This window comes from Streptomyces sp. NPDC093598 (assembly GCF_044764825.1).
Classification (GTDB): domain Bacteria; phylum Actinomycetota; class Actinomycetes; order Streptomycetales; family Streptomycetaceae; genus Streptomyces.
Genome location: NZ_JBIWIV010000010.1, coordinates 83,926 through 101,406, shown reverse-complemented (window position 1 = coordinate 101,406; position 17,481 = coordinate 83,926). Strand labels below are relative to the sequence as shown.

The window sequence follows — 17,481 nt, the reverse complement described above, 5'->3', positions numbered from 1 at the left end:
CGCCGCCGTCAGCCGCTTTGCGTTGATGTTCACTGGATTCCTCCTGGAGTGACCAGGAGAAGACGCGGTCCTGCCCGGGACTTCCGGGGTCCCGGGCAGGACGCAACAGCTCGAGTGGTGACCGATCTCCCTACCCAGAATGACCTGGGCCAGGTTCGGAGGGTCTGCGGCCGTGTGCCGCACTCTCAGCGCTGTGGCGCTCCCCTGTCGGAATATGCAGATGTTCTTACGGCGGTCAGACTACCGTTCGGTGGCGGCGAGCTGACCACACGCCCCGTCGATCTCCTGACCACGAGTGTCCCGGATCGTCACCGGCACACCATGCGCGGCGATGGCCTCCACGAACGCCTTCTCGTCCTCCGGCCGGGAGGCCGTCCACTTCGACCCGGGCGTCGGATTCAGCGGAATGAGGTTGACGTGCACCGGCCTGCCCTTGAGCATCCGGCCGAGCCGGTCACCGCGCCACGCCTGGTCGTTGATGTCCCGGATCAGCGCGTACTCGATGGACAGCCGCCGCCCGGACTTGGCGCTGTACTCGAAGCCGGCGTCCAGCACCTCGCGGACCTTCCAGCGCGTGTTCACGGGGACGAGGGTGTCGCGCAGCTCGTCGTCGGGGGCGTGCAGCGAGATGGCGAGGCGGCACTTGAAGCCCTCGTCGGAGAACCGGTGAATGGCCGGGACGAGCCCGACGGTGGAGACGGTGATGCCGCGCTGGGACAGGCCGAGGCCATCGGGCTCAGGATCGGTGAGCCGCCGGATGGATCCGATGACCCGGTTGTAGTTGGCGAGCGGCTCACCCATGCCCATGAAGACGATGTTGCTGAGCCGCGCGGGACCGCCGGGCACCTCCCCGTCCCGCAGGGCCCGCATGCCGTCCACGATCTGGTGCACGATCTCGGCTGTGGACAGATTGCGGTCCAGCCCGGCCTGCCCGGTCGCGCAGAACGGGCAGTTCATACCGCATCCGGCCTGCGAGCTGATGCACATGGTCACCCGGTCCGGGTAGCGCATCAGCACCGACTCGACGAGCGTCCCGTCGAACAGCCGCCACAGCGTCTTACGAGTGGTGCCCTGGTCGGTCGACAGATGCCGCACGACGGTCATCAGCTCGGGCAGCAGCGCCTCCTGCAGCCGCCCGCGAGCACCGGCCGGAATGTCGGTCCACTGCTCCGGATCATGCGCGTACCGCGCGAAGTAGTGCTGCGAGAGCTGCTTGGCACGAAACGGCTTCTCCCCGACAGCGGCGACGGCCTCCTTGCGCTCGGCAGGAGTGAGATCGGCGAGATGCCGCGGCGGCTTCTTGGCTCCGCGGGGGGCGACGAAAGTGAGTTCTCCGGGTGCAGGCATAACCCTCCCAGTGTCGCAGATCAACTCCGGTTGCCCAGGCCGGAGTGGGGTGGGGGCGGTCACCCGTGGGTGCCACCTGTCAGCGTTGGTCGGCTTCGCACGGCTCAGGACCGCCCGACGTGCTCGGTTGCCGCGATCACCGCTGCTGAACGCTCGCGTCACTTCGAGGTCGTGCCGGGTCCGGCGCTCGGTCGACAGCCAGTGGATCGCCGCGTTCGTGGGACCGAAAGCGGTCCAGACGCACGGCAGACAGGAACCGAGGATTCGCTCAGCCTCGCGGAACCGAGTGTTCCTGCGCATGACGCCGGGCACGCGCGAGCAATGATGTCCTTCTACACGGCTTCGATGCACCTGGCGGAAAAGTGGCAAGGCCCCCCGTGGTTCAAGTGGGCCTTCCTCGGGGTGTGGGCCCTGTGCGGGGTGTTCGTCGTCTTCAAGCTGCGCCGGAACGGCTGGAGGTTCCCCCGGCGGCGCTCAGCCGAGCCGTCGGAGCCGCCGGGGGCGGGGCGCTCTACTCGCCCGTGTGCTCGAGCCGGTCCTTGAGGAGTTGCTCGTTGCGCGGGAGTTCCTTGCGGACCTGGGGGCGTACGACGAGCGGGACCAGGACCTTGCCCATGCCGTGGCCCTCGAAGTCGATGTCGATCGTGACGCGCGAGCGGCGGCCCTCGTCGTAGGGCTCGACCTCGCCGTGCACCTGAGCCCGGACCGGCCCGTCGACGCCGCGCATGCCCCAGCTGTGCGGCGGATCGTACTCGGTGACCTCCATGGTCATCGGCATGACGCGGCGGCCGATGTGCCGGGTCACCCGGACCTTGGTGCCGACGCCGACGGGCCCCTCGTTTAGGCGCTCCGCGGACACGGCGCTCAACTGCCACTCCGGCATGCGCGGAGCGTCCATGACGTACTGGTAGACCTCCTCGGGACGGCGGTCGACGTCGATACTCTCTCGGATGATGGCCATGATGGCCTCCTTTGGGAGGTACATCTGCATCGTCCCACTTCAGGCCCTCGGGCGTCTCCCCGAGACGACGGCGAGCCCCTGCCCGGCGGGGCAGGGGCTCGCCGTCGAAGGTCGCTTCAGCCGGACCCGACGAACAGCACGAGCAGCAGCCACACCACCGGAGCCGTGGGCAGCAGCGAGTCGAGCCGGTCCATGATGCCGCCGTGGCCCGGCAGCAGCGTGCCCATGTCCTTGATGCCGAGGTCCCGCTTGATCATGGACTCGCCGAGGTCGCCGAGCGTGGCGGTGACCGCGACCGCGAGGCCCAGCACCAAGCCCTGCCACCAGGCACCGTCGTCGATGAGGAACTGCATGCACAGTGCCCCCGCGACCATGGCGAAGGAGACCGCGCCGAGCAGGCCCTCGCGGGTCTTGCCGGGGCTGATGCGCGGGGCGAGCTTGTGCCGGCCGAACCGCCAGCCGACGGCGTAGGCCCCGGTGTCGCTGACGACCGTGAGCAGCAGGAAGGTGAGCACCCGCTGCGGCCCGTCGTCCGCGGTCAGCATCATCGCGACGAAGGTCGCGAGGAACGGCACGTAGAACGCCGCGAAGACGCCCGCCGTGACGTCCCTCAGGTAGCCCTCGGGCGGTTCGGTCATGCGCCAGGCCAGGACGGCCAGTGCGGTGAGCGCCATCGCCACCCACGCGCCCTCGGCGCCCCGCACGTACCCGGCGATGACCATGGCGGCACCGCCGAGCGCGAGCGGCACGAGGGGCGCCCGGATGCCCTTGCGTTCCTCCAGCCGCTTGGTCAGCTCCCACAGGCCCACCACCACGGCCACCGCGACGACGCCGACGAACACGGCCTTGACGACGAACAGCGACGCGACGATCACCGCACCGAGCCCGACGCCGACCCCTATCGCGGCACTCAGATCGCGACCCGCGCTCTTCTTCGGCGGCTTGGGCGCCGGCTGCGAGGCGTCGGGCATGGGCTCCGGATTCGTGTCGTTTCGGACCGGGCGGCCGCTCAGCCGAGCAGCCCCCCGGTCGTCATCCTGGTTACCGCCGAATGCGGTCACGTCGGGCACGATGGGCATGGGGCGAGTCTGAGGCGCTTCATACGCATCGTATGCGGGACCCGCCGGAGCGGCCCTCTGGACGTGCCCGTGGCCTGGACCCTGGACGTGCCCATGACCATGCCCTTGGTCGGTGGGCCCCCAGTACCCGGCCTGTGGCGGCGCCCCCCAGGAAGAGTCGTTCATCAGACCTCGAGCAGCTCCGCTTCCTTGTGCTTCAGGAGCTCGTCCACCTGCGCGACGTACTTCGCGGTGGTGTCGTCGAGCTCCTTCTCCGCACGGCGGCCCTCGTCCTCGCCGACCTCGCCGTCCTTGATCAGCTTGTCGATGGCCTCCTTGGCCTTGCGGCGCACGGAGCGAATCGAGATCTTCGCGTCCTCGCCCTTGCCCTTGGCGACCTTGATGTACTCGCGGCGGCGCTCCTCGGTCAGCTCGGGGAACACCACACGGATGATGTTGCCGTCGTTGCTCGGGTTGACGCCCAGGTCGGAGTCGCGGATCGCCTGCTCGATGTTGCGCAGCGCGCTCTTGTCGAAGGGGGTCACCACGGCCATACGCGGCTCGGGCACGGAGAACGAGGCCAGCTGGTTGATCGGCGTCGGCGCGCCGTAATAGTCGGCCACGATCTTGTTGAACATCGCCGGGTGCGCACGGCCGGTGCGGATCGCGGCGAAGTCCTCCTTGGCGACCACGACGGCCTTCTCCATCTTCTCCTCGGCCTCGAGGAGGGTCTCTTCGATCACCACTTGCTCCTGCGTGTCTTGAGTAGGCCCGGCTGCGGTTCCATGTGGGGCGGCGGCCGGCTGCGTCGCGTCTTCTTCCTGCACGGTTCCCGACCGGCAGGACATTGTCCATCCCCCGGCCCGGCTCCGTCCCGTCCGTCCCCCGGACGGGGTTGTTCCCGGGGTGTCAGTCCCGGCTGCCGGGGTCCCCCACCAGCGTGCCGATCTTCTCACCCTTGACGGCGCGTCCGATGTTGCCCTCCGCCAGCAGCTCGAAGACCACGATCGGGAGCTTGTTGTCGCGGCACAGCGTCACGGCCGTGGCGTCGGCGACCTTCAGATCGCGCGTGATGACCTCGCCGTAGCCGAGGTGATCGAACTTCACCGCGTCGGGGTTGGTCTTGGGGTCGGAGTCGTAGACCCCGTCCACGCCGTTCTTGCCCATCAGCAGCGCCTCGGCGTCGATCTCCAGGGCGCGCTGGGCGGCGGTGGTGTCGGTGGAGAAGTACGGCATGCCCATCCCGGCACCGAAGATGACCACACGGCCCTTCTCCAGGTGCCGCACGGCGCGCAGCGGGATGTACGGCTCGGCGACCTGGCCCATGGTGATGGCGGTCTGCACCCGGCAGTCCACGCCCACCTTCTCCAGGAAGTCCTGGAGGGCGAGGCAGTTCATGACGGTACCGAGCATGCCCATGTAGTCGGAGCGGGCCCGGTCCATGCCGCGCTGCTGGAGTTCGGCACCGCGGAAGAAGTTGCCGCCGCCGATGACGATCGCGATCTCCGCACCGTCGCGCACGACGGCCGCGATCTCACGGGCGATCTTGTGCACCACGTCGGGGTCGACGCCAAGGCCGCCGCCACCGGAGAAGGCCTCTCCGGACAGCTTCAGCAGAAACCGGCCGCGTACTTTGCCGTCGTCGCTCTTCTGGGCCTTGGTGGTCATGGGGGATCCCGCCTCTTTCACGTGTTGCACATACCAAGAAGGCCATTGCCGGTGGGGCGTGTTTCGCATCCCATACGGCAATGGCCTCCTCGTCAGATCTGCTGTCGTCCGCCACTCATGTGACGGCGTACGCGGACGACTGCTGTCGACCCTATCGGGGTCGGGCGTCGAGCGCGGTACGGACTCAGATGCCGACCTTGATGCGCGTGAAGCGCTTCAGGGTGACACCGGCCTCGTCCAGGACCTTCTGGACGGACTTCTTGTTGTCGAGCGCGTACGGCTGGCCGAGCAGCGTGGCGTCCTTGAAGAAGCCGTTGAGGCGACCCTCGACGATCTTCGGCAGGGCGGCCTCGGGCTTGCCCTCGGCGCGGGTGGTCTCCTCGGCGACGCGGCGCTCGGACTCGACGACCTCGGCCGGCACGTCCTCCTTGGAGAGGTACTTCGGCGCGAAGGCGGCGATGTGCTGGGCGACGCCCTTGGCGATCTCCGCGTTCGGCTTGTCCAGCTCGACGAGGACACCGATCTGCGGGGGCAGGTCGGGCATCGTGCGGTGCATGTACGCCGTCACGAAGCCGTCGGCGTACTGCGCGAAGCGGTCCAGGACGATCTTCTCGCCCAGGTTGGCGTTGGCCTCGTCGACGAACGCCTGGACGGTCTTGCCGGCCTCGATCTCGGAGGCGAGCAGAGCCTCGAGGTCGGCCGGGGAGGTCTTGGCGACGTGCTCGGCGATGGTCTTCGCCACGGCCTGGAACTTGTCACCCTTGGCGACGAAGTCCGTCTCGCACTTCAGCTCGACCAGGACACCGGAGGAGTTGTCGTCGGCGATGATCGAGACGACGGCGCCGTTCTCGGCGGACCGGCCCTCGCGCTTGGCGACGCCCTTCTGGCCCTTGATGCGGAGCGCCTCGACGGCCTTCTCGACGTTGCCCTCGGCCTCGTCCAGCGCCTTCTTGCAGTCCATCATGCCGGCGCCCGTGAGCTCACGGAGCTTCTTGACGTCGGCGGCGGTGTAGTTCGCCATGAGTCTGTGAATCTCTCTCGAAGTCTGGAAGATCGAAGATCTGCGGATCCTGCGGTTGCGCCCCCATGGAGCCGGAGGGCGCTGTCCTTCCGCTGACCTACGGGTGAACGGCGGGAGCGGACTTCACCGCGCCGGAGGCGCTGGTGCGGTGCCGCTCCCGCCGTCAACTCGGACTGACGGGTCAGGCCTGCTCGGCCTCGGCCGGCTTCTCGCCCTCGGCCGGCGCCTCGGCCTCAGCGGCCGGAGCAGCCTCGGCGGCCGGAGCGGCCTCGGCGGCGGGGGCGGCCTCGTCGGCCGGAGCGGCCTCGGCGGCGGGGGCGGCCTCGTCGGCCTTCTTCTCGCCCTCGAGCAGGTCGCGCTCCCACTCGGCCAGCGGCTCGCCCGCGGCCTTCTCGCCCTTGCCCTCGGTGGCGACACCGCTGCGGGAGATGAGGCCCTCGGCGACGGCGTCGGCGATGACGCGGGTGAGCAGGGTGACGGAGCGGATCGCGTCGTCGTTGCCCGGGATCTTGTAGTCGACCTCGTCGGGGTCGCAGTTGGTGTCGAGGATCGCGACGACCGGGATGTTCAGCTTCCGGGCCTCACCAACGGCGATGTGCTCCTTCTTGGTGTCCACGATCCAGACGGCGCTGGGCACCTTCTGCATCTCGCGGATACCGCCGAGGGTCTTCTCCAGCTTGGCCTTCTCGCGCGAGAGCACGAGAAGCTCCTTCTTGGTCAGACCGGACGCGGCGACGTCCTCGAAGTCGATCTGCTCGAGCTCCTTGAGGCGCTGCAGACGCTTGTAGACGGTCGAGAAGTTGGTGAGCATGCCGCCCAGCCAGCGCTGGTTGACGTAGGGCATGCCGACGCGGGTGGCCTGCTCGGCGATGGCCTCCTGCGCCTGCTTCTTCGTGCCGACGAACATGACCGTGCCGCCGTGGGCGACGGTCTCCTTGACGAACTCGTAGGCGCGGTCGATGTACGACAGCGACTGGAGCAGGTCGATGATGTAGATGCCGTTGCGCTCCGTGAAGATGAAGCGCTTCATCTTCGGGTTCCAACGACGGGTCTGGTGACCGAAGTGGACGCCGCTCTCCAGCAGCTCCCGCATCGTGACGACGGCCATGGCCGTATCTCCTTGAATTTCTCGGTTGTGCCGCGGATGCCGGACGGCTTCCGCGCCTGACGCCCACTGCGCGCCGTTCCACGAGGGACCGAGGGGCGCTGATACGGGCCCGTTGCCGGGGTTCATATCGGGGCGTGCGAAGTCGACCCGATGACTCGGGTCGCCACCAGAAGTGTACGGGACCCTCGGGGTGCCGGGTGACGCCGTTGTCCACAACCGGGCGGCGGCCCACAGCCGCCAGCGGCGATGCCGGTACTCCGGGACGCTCTTCGCATGCGAGCGAACCGATGTGCGCGTGTCTGTGCACGCCTGATCCTGCTGCTGATCGTCACGACCACGGCCCTGCTGGCCCCACCGCCACCGCTGTTCGCGGCGGATGCGCCCCGGGCGGACGCCACCGTGCCGGCGATCGGCCGCACCTGGCCCGTCGGCTTGCGCCCCCGGGTCCTGCGGGGCTGGCAGCCCCCGGCGACGGCATACGGCCCGGGCCACCGGGGCGTGGACCTGGCAGCACCCCCTGGAACATCCGTTCGTGCGGTGACTCCTGGCAGGGTCTCCTTCGCGGGCCGGGTGGCGGGCAAGGGAGTCGTCTCGGTTGACCTCACGGGGACGGGCGACCCACCCCTGCGCACGACCTACGAACCGGTGACGGCCTCGGTCGAGGAGGGCGAGGAGGTGGAACCGGGCGAGGTGATCGGCACGGTGGACGCGAGCGGCTCCCACTGCACGGCCACATGCGTGCACTGGGGCCTGCGCCGCGACGAGACGTACCTGAACCCGCTTTCGCTCCTGCCGCCCTGGCTCCTGCACAGGGGCCCGTCGAGGCTGCTGCCGGTACTGGGCACCCAGCCGCCCCACTGAAGGCGATCCACCCCGGGCCCCCAGCTACGGCGCCGTCAGCCCCGCACACCCCGCAGAGCCATGGAAACGGCCGCCTCGGTGATGGCGGCCGGCTCCTCCGCGGCCCCCAGCTCGATCCTCCGCACGGCCGCGTCCACAACGCCCTGCACCAACATCGCCGCCATCCGGGGCTGCGCGTGCCCCAGCTCGCCCAGCGCCTCGACGATCATCGCGACCAGCCCGCCGTGCGCCGCCCGGATCTTCTCCCTGGCCCCCGCGTCGAGCTCACTCGCGGAGATCGCGACCACGGCGCGGTGCCGCCGGTCGCCGACCAGCTCCAGCTGCTGCCGCACGTACGCCTCGACCTTGGCCTCGGCCGTCCCGGCCCGCTCCATCGCCGCCGACACATCCGCCGCCCAGAGCGGGAAGTCGACCTCGCACAGCTCCTCGACCACGGCCGCCCGTGAGCGGAAGTACTCGTAGACGGACGATCGCGCGAGGCCCGTCCGCTCGGCGAGGGCCGGGAAGGTCAGCGCCTCCGTACCGCCCTCGGACAACAAGGAACGAGCCGCGTCCAGCAGGGCGGCTCGCTGCATCGACCGGTGCTCGGCCACGGAGGCCGCTCGAATCCTTGGCACGTCAACACTCTACGGACGCGTCCCGCCGGACGGGAGTGGTTGATGCCGGCCCGAGGGCATCCGGCCTGGTCAGCGGCCGAAGCTCGCCAGTTTCGCTCTCAGTTGCAGCACCGACTTGGTGTGGATCTGACTGACCCGGCTCTCGGTCACGCCCAGCACGTTCCCGATCTCCGCCAAGGTGAGGCCCTCGTAGTAGTACAGCGTGACCACGGTCTTCTCCCGGTCCGGCAGGGTGCTGATCGCCCGCGCCAGGAACCTCCGCAGTTCCCGGTCCTCGGCGACCTCGACGGGGTTGTCGGCTGCGGTGTCCTCCAGCGTGTCCATCACGCTGAGCCCGTCGCCGCCCTCGCCGCCCCCGTGCAGCAGCTCCTCCAGGGCCACCACGTTGGCCAGCGACAACTGGCTGAACACCGCGTGGAGGTCCTCGACGGCGATGCCCATCTCCGAGGCCACCTCGCCCTCGGTCGGCGTCCGCCGCAGCCGCGCCTCCAGCGTGGCGTACGCCCGCTCCACGTTGCGCGCCTTCTGCCGCACCGAACGGGGGATCCAGTCCAGGGCCCGCAACTCGTCGATCATCGCGCCGCGGATCCGGGTGATCGCGTACGTCTCGAACTTGATCTCCCGGTCGATGTCGAACTTCTCGATCGCGTCGATCAGCCCGAACACCCCGGACGAGACGAAGTCCGCCTGCTCGACGTTGGACGGCAGGCCCACGCTGACCCGTCCCGCGACGTACTTCACGAGCGGCGAGTAGTGCAGGATCAGCTGCTCCCGCAGCCGCTCGTCCCCCGTCGCCTTGTACGACCGCCACAGCTCGTCGAGCGTCGAGGGAGCGGGCGGCCGCACGCTGCCACCGTCACGGGCGGCTGGGGGGATCGCCGCCCGGTCGGACCCGGAGGTGTGCTGGGGCATTCGTCGCCTTGTGCCGTTCTGCTGCGGAGTGGTGCTGCTGGGAGGAGCTGTCTGTCTGATGTCGAGTTGCCTGTCCGTGTCGGGATCCTCGTGAGCGTAGCGTGACTGCGGTGTCGCGGTGCGCGAAGGACGGAGGCCGAGGCGGGCGGAGATACGTTCCGGAAGACGTCCCGCCGGGGCGGCGCGGTCGCTCGGTGTGATCACCGGAGAAGCCCAACTGGGCGGATTTCCAAGGGATGTCGGGGTTCCCCCGGACGGCCGAACACAGACGGTCAGCACGGCCCGCGGCCGTCGCGGACCGACATCACCGCCTGGCGTGTCAACTTCCAGCCATCGCCGTGTCGTTCGACGTAACCGAGTGCCCGGAGTTCGTACAGTCTCGCGATCGCGTCGTCCTGTGTGGTCTGGGCCGAGCGGGCGATCTCGTCCGGCCGGGCCGCCCCGCGCCCCGGCAGTGCGGCGAGCACCTGCCGGGTGGCCGGTTCCAGGAGGTCCCGGGGCAGGACCGGGCCGCGCCGGTCGGGCGCCAGCTCTCCCATGTCACCGACCAGTTCGACGACGTCCGTGACGTCGGTGACCAGGGCGGCCTCCCCGCGCAGCAGATCGTGCACTCCGGCGGAGAGCCCGCTGGTGGCAGGGCCCGGCACGCCCATCGTGTGCCGGCCGAGGCGCTGCGCCGCCCGCGCGGTGACCAGGGAGCCGCTGCGGTGGGCGGCCTCGACGACCACCGTGCCGCGGGTGAGCGCCGCGATCACTCGGTTCCGCAGGAGGAACCGGCTCGGCGTCGGGTGATCGCCGGGCGGCAACTCGCCGATCACCAGCCCCTGCTCCGCGATTCTGCTGATCAGCTGGGTGTGGCCGCGGGGGTAGGGCCGGTCGACGCCGCAGGCGAGGACGGCGACGGTGGCGCCGCCGGCACCGAGCGCTCCGCGGTGGGCGGCGCCGTCGACTCCGTAGGCGCCGCCGGACACCACGACCCAGCCCTGCTCGGCGAGGCCGGCGGCGAGGGTCGCGGCCATGTGGGCCCCGTACTCCGTGCAGGCCCGGGCGCCGACCACGGCGACCGACTTCAGCGCCCACATGCGCAGACTGGGCCGCCCGCGCACCCACAGGCCCAGGGGCCGGGTGTCCCCGAGATCGTCGAGCTGCCCCGGCCACTCCGCGCCCCCGGGACTCACGAACCGCACCCCGGCGGCCCGGGCGGCCTCGAGGTCCCGGCGCGGCCGGGCGGCCTCGGCCCTGGCCACCAGCCCGGCCCACCGCTTCCCGCTCACGCCTGGCAGCGCGACCCCGCCCTCCCGCAGTCGCCGCACCACTTCCCCGACCCCGAACTGCCGCACCCACCGCCCGCCGACCTCGTCGCCGGGCTCGATGACACGGGTGAGCAGGACGCGGCCGAGCAGTTCGCCGTCCGGTTCGTCGACGACGTTCACGTCAGGGCCCCGATGGCCATGGGGACGCCTCGCGGCACTCCGGTGCGCAGCTGGAGCGCGAGGGCGACGTCCGTCGCGTCGGGCCGGTCGTGGCCGACGAGGTCGGCGACGGTCCAGGCCACGCGCAGGACGCGGTCGAGTCCGCGGGCGGTCAGGACGCCCCGCTCCAGGTTCCGCTCGGCCTCGTCCATCGCGCCGGGCACGGCGTACCAGCGGCTGCGCAGCTCACGGCCGGGCACCTCGCTGTTCGTGCACCAGGGCGTGCCGGCAAGGCGCTCCGCAGCCCGCCCCCGGGCCGCCCGCACCCGGTCGGCGACGGTCGCGGTCGACTCGCCCCTGGCCCCGGCGGCGGTCAGCTCGGTGCGGGTGACGCGGTCCACCTCGACGCGCAGGTCGACCCGGTCGAGCAGCGGGCCGGAGAGCCTGGCCTGGTAGCGGCGGATCGCCGAGGGCGGGCACTCGCACAGGTCGTCCCGCTGCGAGAACCGGCCGCACGGGCAGGGGTTGGCCGCGAGCACCATCAGGAACTTCGCCGGGAAGCGCACCACCCCCGCACTGCGCGCGATCACGACATGCCCCGCCTCCAGCGGCTGTCGCAGCGCGTCCAGGGCCCGGCTGGCGAATTCCGGCGTTTCGTCAAGGAACAGCACCCCGCGATGGGACAGCGACACCGCCCCGGGCCGCGCGATGCCCGGGCCGCCGCCGACGAGTGCCTGCATCGTGGCCGAGTGGTGCGGGGCGCAGTAGGGGGCGACGTCGATCAACGGCTTGCCCGGGGGCAGCAGGCCCGCCACCGAGTGGACCGCGGTGACCTCCAGCGACGCCTGCCGGCCGAGCCGGGGCAGGAGGGACGGCAGCCGCTCCGCGAGCATCGTCTTGCCGGCGCCGGGCGGCCCTACGAGGAACAGGTGGTGCCCGCCCGCCGCCGCCACCTCCACGGCCGTGCGCGCCGAGGTCTGCCCGACGACGTCCGCCAGGTCGTGACCGTGGTCGTGCTGGGCGGCGCCGACGCTGTGCATGCCCGTGGCCGCGCCCGTGCCCGGCATGCGCAGGCCGGCGAGGAGCGGGTCCGGGCGGCCCTGTTCGTCCTGTTCCTCGTCGGGCACGGGTTCGTCGGCCAGGACGGCGATCAGCTGCCGCAGACTGCGGACGCCCAGCACCGACACCCCGGGCACGAGGGAGGCCTCGGCGGCGGCGCACTCCGGCACCACCACCTGCTCATAGCCCGCATCGGCCGCCGCGAGCACTGCCGGCAGCACGCCCCGCACCGGCCGCACCCGCCCGTCCAGCCCCAGTTCCCCGATCATCACGATGTCGGCGAGGACCCGCGGGTCGATGCGTTCCGCCGCGCCGAGGACGGCCGCGGCGACGGCCAGGTCGAAGCCGCTGCCGGACTTCGGTACCGAGGCCGGGCTCAGGCCGACCGTGAGCTTCTTCTGGGGCCAGGCCGCGCCCGAGTTGACGACCGCGGCGCGCACCCGGTCCCGGCTCTCCGTGAGGCTCTTGTCGGGCAGTCCCACCAGGGTGAACGCCGCGACCCCGGGTTCGAGGTCGGCCTGGACCTCGACGACCACGCCCTCGACGCCCACCAGCGCCACCGAACACGTACGGGCGAACGCCATTCAGGCCACCCCCCGCACATGCTCGACCACGGCGGCGCCGCGGGCCGGCAGCAGCACCCCGACCACGTCGATGCGGACCCCGCCGGGCGGTGCGCCCCCGTGTGACTGGATCCACCGCTCGGCCAGGTCCCGCAGCCGCTCCGCCTTCTGCGGGGTCACGGCCGCCATCGGATGCTCGAAGGGACCCTCCCTGCGGGTCTTCACCTCGCAGACGACCAGGACGTCCCCGTCTCTGGCCACGATGTCGATCTCGCCGGCACGGCCGGAGCGCCAGTTGCGCTCCAGGACCGTCAGACCGGCCTCGGCCAGCCGTCGTGCGGCCAGGCTCTCCCCGTACTTGCCCATGGCACTGCGGGCCAGATGTGCGTTCATGTCGGCACCACCTCCGGCGCCAACGATCACGCACCCGCCGCCGCCAAGTGGATCTTGGTGGACAGCTCAGCGGCTGTGGACAACCTCGCCACCCTCTCGGGTGACGGGGAACGTCACCCGCTCGGCAGCTCCAGATCGCTCTTGTTCAGCTCCTCGATGTTCACGTCCTTGAACGTGAGCACCCGGACCTGCTTCACGAAACGCGCCGGCCGGTACATGTCCCACACCCAGGCATCCGCCATGGACACCTCGAAGAACACCTCACCCTGGACCGAGTGCACCTGCATCTCGTAGTCATTGGTGAGGTAGAAGCGCCGTTCGGTCTCGATCACGTATTTGAACAGACCGACGACATCGCGGTACTCCCGGTAGAGCTTCAGCTCCATCTCGGTCTCGTACTTCTCGAGGTCCTCGGCGCTCATGGCATGTTCCCCTTCAGCCGTGCGATCCCCCCATTGTGCGCCAGTCCCGTGAGCCCTCAGACGATTTCCGGGTCAAGGATCACGGGCCTGGCCGGGGGACCCTCGTCGAGCAGCGTGTGCAGCAGCCCGGCGAGTCTGGTCGGATACACCGTCTCATGTGCCCGGCTCAGTTCCGGACACGTCCACCAGCGCGCTCCGGCGACACTGCGCCGTTCCAGCTCGGTCAGCCCCGCGGCGGCGACGGCCGTGCGGTCCGTGCGAGCCAGGTAGTACCACTCGTCCTGGTCCCACCGTCGGCCCGCGAACGGGAAGGAGCACATCCGGCGCCACAGCACCGGGCCGAGTTCGACCTCGGTGATGCCCGTCTCCTCGGCGAGTTCCCGCAGGGCGGCCTGTTCACGGGTCTCGTCGCCCTCGACTCCCCCGCCGGGCGTGAACCACCAGTCGTCGGCCGGATCGTCCGGCTCGTGCCCGTGCAGCAGGAGGATGCGGTCCTGCGGGTCGAGCAGCACGACCCGGGCGACCTTGCGCAGTCCGCCCTCGTAGGTGTCCTGGCCCGGCGTCACGGCCTCAGCGGGCACCTGCGGGCTCCGTACCGGCCCGTCGGGCCCGGGCGGCTCCGGCGCGCTTGGCGATGGGCCCGTAGGCGCCTCCGCCGAGGACGAGCACGGCGCCGGCGATCACGAGGAGGATGATCGTCCGCAGCGGGCCGGGCGAGGAGAGGGTGCTGAGCGCCTCGAAGCCGGTGGGGCGCTCCAGCATGCCCTTCATGGGCCAGACGACGGCGTCGACGCGGGCGTCCACGGCGGAACGCGCCACCGTGCCGCTGGCGGCGTCGGTCAGGTGGGCGGTGGAGTCCACGGAGTTGCCGCGCTCGTCGCCGAGCAGGAAGAGACGGCCCTTGGGGACGGTCACGGTCGGGAAGTTGCTCATCTCGGCCGGTGTGCCCTTGGGCAGGTACGTCTCGTCGATCTCCTTGCCGTTGACCTTCAGCTTGCCGTCCTGGCAGCAGGAGACCGTGTCACCGCCGACGGCGACCACCCGCTTGACCATCGGCGCGTTGGCCCAGGTCGCGTCCTTGAAGACGACGACGTCCCCGCGGTGCACCTCGGCGCCGTCGACACGCTGCGCCAGGATCCGGTCGCCCGCGTCGATCGTCGGTGTCATCGAGCTGGTGGGGACCGTGTACGGCCGGTAGACCACCGCTCCCCAGGCGAAACCGCCGAGGAACAGCACAAGGCCCAGTGCGACGGCCAGCCCGGACATCCGCTGTCCGGTCCGGCTGCCCACCGGGCCCGTGCTCGAGCCACCGCTGCGCGGGGCCGTGTGCGTCGTGCTCTCGCCACCCATGGGTCCGCACCCTACCCGGGGGTACCGGCCGGGGTCAGCCCATGGTCGGGATCACTGCTTCCGGCGACGCCACCACACCACCGGCACCACACCGGCGAGCGCCAGACCCTGCGGCGCGACGGTCCAGCCGGCGGCGGCCGGCTGGGCGTTCAGACCGGACTGGTCGAAGGTGTCCGGCACCGGCAGGGTGTCCCAGCGGTTGATCGGCCAGGCGACGACGACGGCGCGTCCGACGACGTCCTTCACCGGGACCATGCCGTGGTTCTTGTCGGACTGGTTGTAGCGGGAGTCCCGCGAGTTCTGCCGGTGGTCGCCCATGACCCAGATGTAGCCCTCGGGGACCTTCACCTTGAACTGGCCGCCCTGGTCGTCGACGCTGCACGGCGTGTTGCCGGCGTAGACGTACGACCGCTCGTCCAGCGCCTTGCCGTTGACCGTGAGCGGGCCGGTGCCCTTGCACTGGATCGTGTCGCCGCCGACGCCGATGACGCGCTTGATGAGGTCCTTCTCCTCCGCGGACGGCATGAGGCCGATCCAGCTGAGGAAGGTCTGCAGGGCGTTCGGATCCGTGGTCGGCTCGCCCGCCAGCCAGTTGTCCGGGTCGTGGAAGACGACGACCTCGCCGCGCTCGGGCTCGGAGCCGAACCAGGGGGTGAGTTTGTCGACCAGGACGCGGTCACCCTGCTGGAGGGTGTTCTGCATCGAGTCGGAGGGGATGGAGAAGGCCTGTACCAGGAAGGTCTTGATCAGCAGCGCAAGTACCAGCGCGATGCCGATCAGGATGGGCAGCTCCTTCCAGAAGGAGCGCGGCTTCTTCGGCGTCCGGGCCGGTCCGCCCGGCCCCTGGTCCTCGGCTGTCGTGTGTTCGCCCGTCACCCTGTCGTCCTCGGCTGCCCCGGAGTCACTCCCGGAGGTCACGGCGCTGTCCGCGGCCGGGACGGCGGATTCCGCGGGGCGTCCGCGATGCTCCTCGCCGTCGTGTCCGGACCGTGCGCCAACCGCCACATCCCCCACGCCAACTCCTCACTCTGTGCCGCCGCCTGCCCCATACACGGCGCAGGCCCACCACTCCCATAACGAGCGGGAGTTCCGCAGGGGTCGGGAGCTGGATCGTTCCGTTCGGATCGTAGGGGGCAACCCTATGCGACAGTTCGGGAGCAGCGGTCGACCCGGTGGCCGAGTCGGACACGGAGGCGTAGGTATTCGGTTCCTCCAGCATGGTCCAGTGCCCGAAGGGCCAGGCGATGACCATGGCGCGCCCGACCACCTCGTCCTCGGAGACCGTGCCCCCGTAGTCGGTGTCCTGATGGGCGCGGGAGTCCGCGGAGTTGTTCCGGTGGTCGCCCATCACCCACAGCCGCCCCTGGGGGACGGTGATGTCGAACGGCGTGTCGGACGGGGCGATACCGGGATACAGGTAGTCCTCGTTCAGCGGGACGCCGTTGACGGTCACGCGCCCCTGCGTGTCGCAGCACTGGACGCGGTCGCCGCCGACGCCGACGACCCGCTTGATGAGATCCTTCTCGTTCTCCGACGGCAGCAGGCCGATGAAGGTGAGCCCTTCCTTGACCTGCTTGATGACGACGGGGTCCGTCTTCTGCGTGGTGGGCTGTTCGTCCTTGAGCCAGCCGCCGGGGTCCTTGAAGACGACGACGTCCCCGCGCTGCGGCTTCGAACCGAACCACGGGGTGAGCTTGTCGACCAGAACGCGGTCGCCGATCTGGATCGTCTGCTCCATGGAGCCGGACGGGATGACGAAGGCCTGGACGAGGAACGTCTTCAGCACGAGCGCTATCAGGACGGCGACGCCCACGAGGAGCGGTATCTCCTTGACCGCGCCCCGCCTGCGGCGCCGCTTGACCTTGCGCTGGAGCTTGCGGCGCTCCGCGCGCGTACGGCCGCCGCCCGACGGGCCTGCGGCGCGCCGGGCGCCGGTGGGCAGCAGGTTCTCCGCGGGGCTGGCGGGGACGCCGCGCGGTTTGCCGCGGTTACCCATGGGCGCCCGCCCTTGCGGCGGCGGGCACGCGCGCGTAGGCGTCGGGCCGGTGCAGCCGGGTGGCGTGAGCGAAGGGCCAGATGATCCAGTCGGCGCGGCCGATCACCTCGCCGACGGGGATCATGCCGCCGCCCGGCGAGCCGAGGTGATCGCGGGAATCGCTGGAGTCGCTGCGGTGATCACCGAGGACGAACAGGGTGCCGCCGGGCACGACGAGGTCGAAGGGCACCGTGGACGGGGTGTCGCCGGGGAACAGGAAGCGTGACTCGTCGACCGGCCGGCCGTTCACCTGGATCCTCCCCTCCCTGTCGCAGCAGACCACGTGGTCTCCCCCCACGCCGACAACGCGTTTGATGTAGTCCGCGTGCCCGAAGTACCCGGTCCCGTCGAACACGACGATGTCTCCCCGCTGCGGCGCGGCACCGAAACGGTACGCCAACCTATTTACGAGAACCCGGTCCCCGATCCTCAATCCCTGCTCCATCGATCCGCTGGGGATCTGGAACGGCCGCAGCACGAACGTGCTGACCATCAGCAGGGACGCCAGGAAGACCAGCAGGGTGAGAGTGATCCGGCCGCCCGGGACCAAGGAGGCGATCCGCGCCGGCAACGCGAAACGCGACCGGTCCTCCGGCCCTGCGGCTTCCGAGGTCGTTCCCTCGGATCCGGAAGGGCGGGAGGAGCGGTCGCGCTCCGTCTGCTGTGCTTCGGTGTCCATCGGAGCCAGATGCTA

General features: G+C 70.5%; 19 protein-coding genes and 1 riboswitch. Of the genes, 1 reads left to right on the top strand and 18 read right to left on the bottom strand.

What is annotated here, in order from left to right; all coding sequences use genetic code 11:
- Positions 1–109 precede the first annotated feature (109 nt).
- Positions 110–216: riboswitch (TPP riboswitch) on the bottom strand.
- Between the two features lie 24 nt (positions 217–240).
- The 7 genes from rlmN to rpsB all read right to left on the bottom strand — a co-directional run bounded on the left by rlmN (position 241) and on the right by rpsB (position 7,163).
- Positions 241–1,347: a 23S rRNA (adenine(2503)-C(2))-methyltransferase RlmN gene (gene rlmN, locus ACIRDU_RS26315; protein WP_403583413.1), complete on the bottom strand. Its 1,107-nt coding sequence runs from the start codon at positions 1,345–1,347 to the stop codon at positions 241–243.
- A gap of 511 nt (positions 1,348–1,858) precedes the next feature.
- On the bottom strand, positions 1,859–2,308 hold the full coding sequence (locus tag ACIRDU_RS26310) for an SRPBCC family protein (protein ID WP_403583410.1): 450 nt from the start codon (positions 2,306–2,308) through the stop codon (positions 1,859–1,861).
- Positions 2,309–2,424: 116 nt separating this feature from the next.
- Positions 2,425–3,552: a phosphatidate cytidylyltransferase gene (locus tag ACIRDU_RS26305; protein WP_403583408.1), complete on the bottom strand. Its 1,128-nt coding sequence runs from the start codon at positions 3,550–3,552 to the stop codon at positions 2,425–2,427.
- On the bottom strand, positions 3,552–4,109 hold the full coding sequence (gene frr / locus ACIRDU_RS26300; protein ID WP_006136598.1) for a ribosome recycling factor: 558 nt from the start codon (positions 4,107–4,109) through the stop codon (positions 3,552–3,554). The genes ACIRDU_RS26305 and frr overlap by 1 nt, the downstream gene beginning before the upstream one ends.
- Positions 4,110–4,275: 166 nt before the next feature.
- Complete coding sequence (pyrH, locus tag ACIRDU_RS26295; protein ID WP_030852122.1) at positions 4,276–5,034, bottom strand: UMP kinase; 759 nt, start codon at positions 5,032–5,034, stop codon at positions 4,276–4,278.
- Between the two features lie 184 nt (positions 5,035–5,218).
- Entirely contained in the window at positions 5,219–6,055 is an 837-nt protein-coding gene (gene tsf, locus ACIRDU_RS26290; protein WP_031103424.1) for a translation elongation factor Ts, read from the bottom strand.
- Positions 6,056–6,236: 181 nt separating this feature from the next.
- The gene (gene rpsB, locus ACIRDU_RS26285; protein ID WP_403583406.1) at positions 6,237–7,163 is read right to left on the bottom strand and encodes a 30S ribosomal protein S2; all 927 of its coding nucleotides are present in this window, start codon (positions 7,161–7,163) and stop codon (positions 6,237–6,239) included.
- 273 nt (positions 7,164–7,436) lie between these two features.
- Between rpsB and ACIRDU_RS26280 the strand changes: the two genes are divergently transcribed.
- The gene (locus ACIRDU_RS26280) at positions 7,437–8,024 is read left to right on the top strand and encodes a peptidoglycan DD-metalloendopeptidase family protein (RefSeq protein ID WP_403583403.1); all 588 of its coding nucleotides are present in this window, start codon (positions 7,437–7,439) and stop codon (positions 8,022–8,024) included.
- A gap of 35 nt (positions 8,025–8,059) precedes the next feature.
- On the opposite strand, the gene ACIRDU_RS26275 is transcribed toward ACIRDU_RS26280, so the two are convergent.
- From ACIRDU_RS26275 to lepB (ACIRDU_RS26225), 11 genes are all read right to left on the bottom strand, one after another.
- Positions 8,060–8,617 (bottom strand): TetR/AcrR family transcriptional regulator, encoded by a 558-nt coding sequence (locus tag ACIRDU_RS26275; RefSeq protein ID WP_403583818.1) that lies wholly within the window; start codon positions 8,615–8,617, stop codon positions 8,060–8,062.
- Between the two features lie 93 nt (positions 8,618–8,710).
- Positions 8,711–9,553, bottom strand: coding sequence for an RNA polymerase sigma factor WhiG (whiG, locus tag ACIRDU_RS26270; RefSeq protein WP_403583400.1), 843 nt, complete (start codon positions 9,551–9,553; stop codon positions 8,711–8,713).
- Positions 9,554–9,825: 272 nt separating this feature from the next.
- A complete protein-coding gene (gene dprA, locus ACIRDU_RS26265) occupies positions 9,826–10,986 on the bottom strand; it encodes a DNA-processing protein DprA (RefSeq protein WP_403583397.1) in 1,161 nt (386 codons plus the stop codon).
- Positions 10,983–12,608 carry a YifB family Mg chelatase-like AAA ATPase gene (locus ACIRDU_RS26260; RefSeq protein WP_403583395.1) on the bottom strand — a complete coding sequence of 542 codons (1,626 nt, stop codon included), beginning with the start codon at positions 12,606–12,608 and terminating at the stop codon, positions 10,983–10,985. The genes dprA and ACIRDU_RS26260 overlap by 4 nt, the downstream gene beginning before the upstream one ends.
- Positions 12,609–13,010 carry a YraN family protein gene (locus ACIRDU_RS26255; RefSeq protein ID WP_403583392.1) on the bottom strand — a complete coding sequence of 134 codons (402 nt, stop codon included), beginning with the start codon at positions 13,008–13,010 and terminating at the stop codon, positions 12,609–12,611.
- A gap of 83 nt (positions 13,011–13,093) precedes the next feature.
- Positions 13,094–13,402, bottom strand: a complete 309-nt coding sequence (locus ACIRDU_RS26250) for a DUF2469 domain-containing protein (RefSeq protein ID WP_003993268.1) — start codon at positions 13,400–13,402, stop codon at positions 13,094–13,096.
- 56 nt (positions 13,403–13,458) lie between these two features.
- Positions 13,459–13,983: an NUDIX hydrolase gene (locus ACIRDU_RS26245; RefSeq protein ID WP_403583389.1), complete on the bottom strand. Its 525-nt coding sequence runs from the start codon at positions 13,981–13,983 to the stop codon at positions 13,459–13,461.
- Entirely contained in the window at positions 13,973–14,752 is a 780-nt protein-coding gene (gene lepB / locus ACIRDU_RS26240) for a signal peptidase I (protein ID WP_403583387.1), read from the bottom strand. The genes ACIRDU_RS26245 and lepB (ACIRDU_RS26240) overlap by 11 nt, the downstream gene beginning before the upstream one ends.
- Positions 14,753–14,803: 51 nt before the next feature.
- Positions 14,804–15,766, bottom strand: coding sequence for a signal peptidase I (gene lepB, locus ACIRDU_RS26235; RefSeq protein WP_403583384.1), 963 nt, complete (start codon positions 15,764–15,766; stop codon positions 14,804–14,806).
- Positions 15,654–16,748: a signal peptidase I gene (gene lepB / locus ACIRDU_RS26230; protein ID WP_403583382.1), complete on the bottom strand. Its 1,095-nt coding sequence runs from the start codon at positions 16,746–16,748 to the stop codon at positions 15,654–15,656. The genes lepB (ACIRDU_RS26235) and lepB (ACIRDU_RS26230) overlap by 113 nt, the downstream gene beginning before the upstream one ends.
- Positions 16,741–17,466, bottom strand: a complete 726-nt coding sequence (gene lepB, locus ACIRDU_RS26225; protein ID WP_403583380.1) for a signal peptidase I — start codon at positions 17,464–17,466, stop codon at positions 16,741–16,743. The genes lepB (ACIRDU_RS26230) and lepB (ACIRDU_RS26225) overlap by 8 nt, the downstream gene beginning before the upstream one ends.
- Positions 17,467–17,481 lie beyond the last annotated feature (15 nt).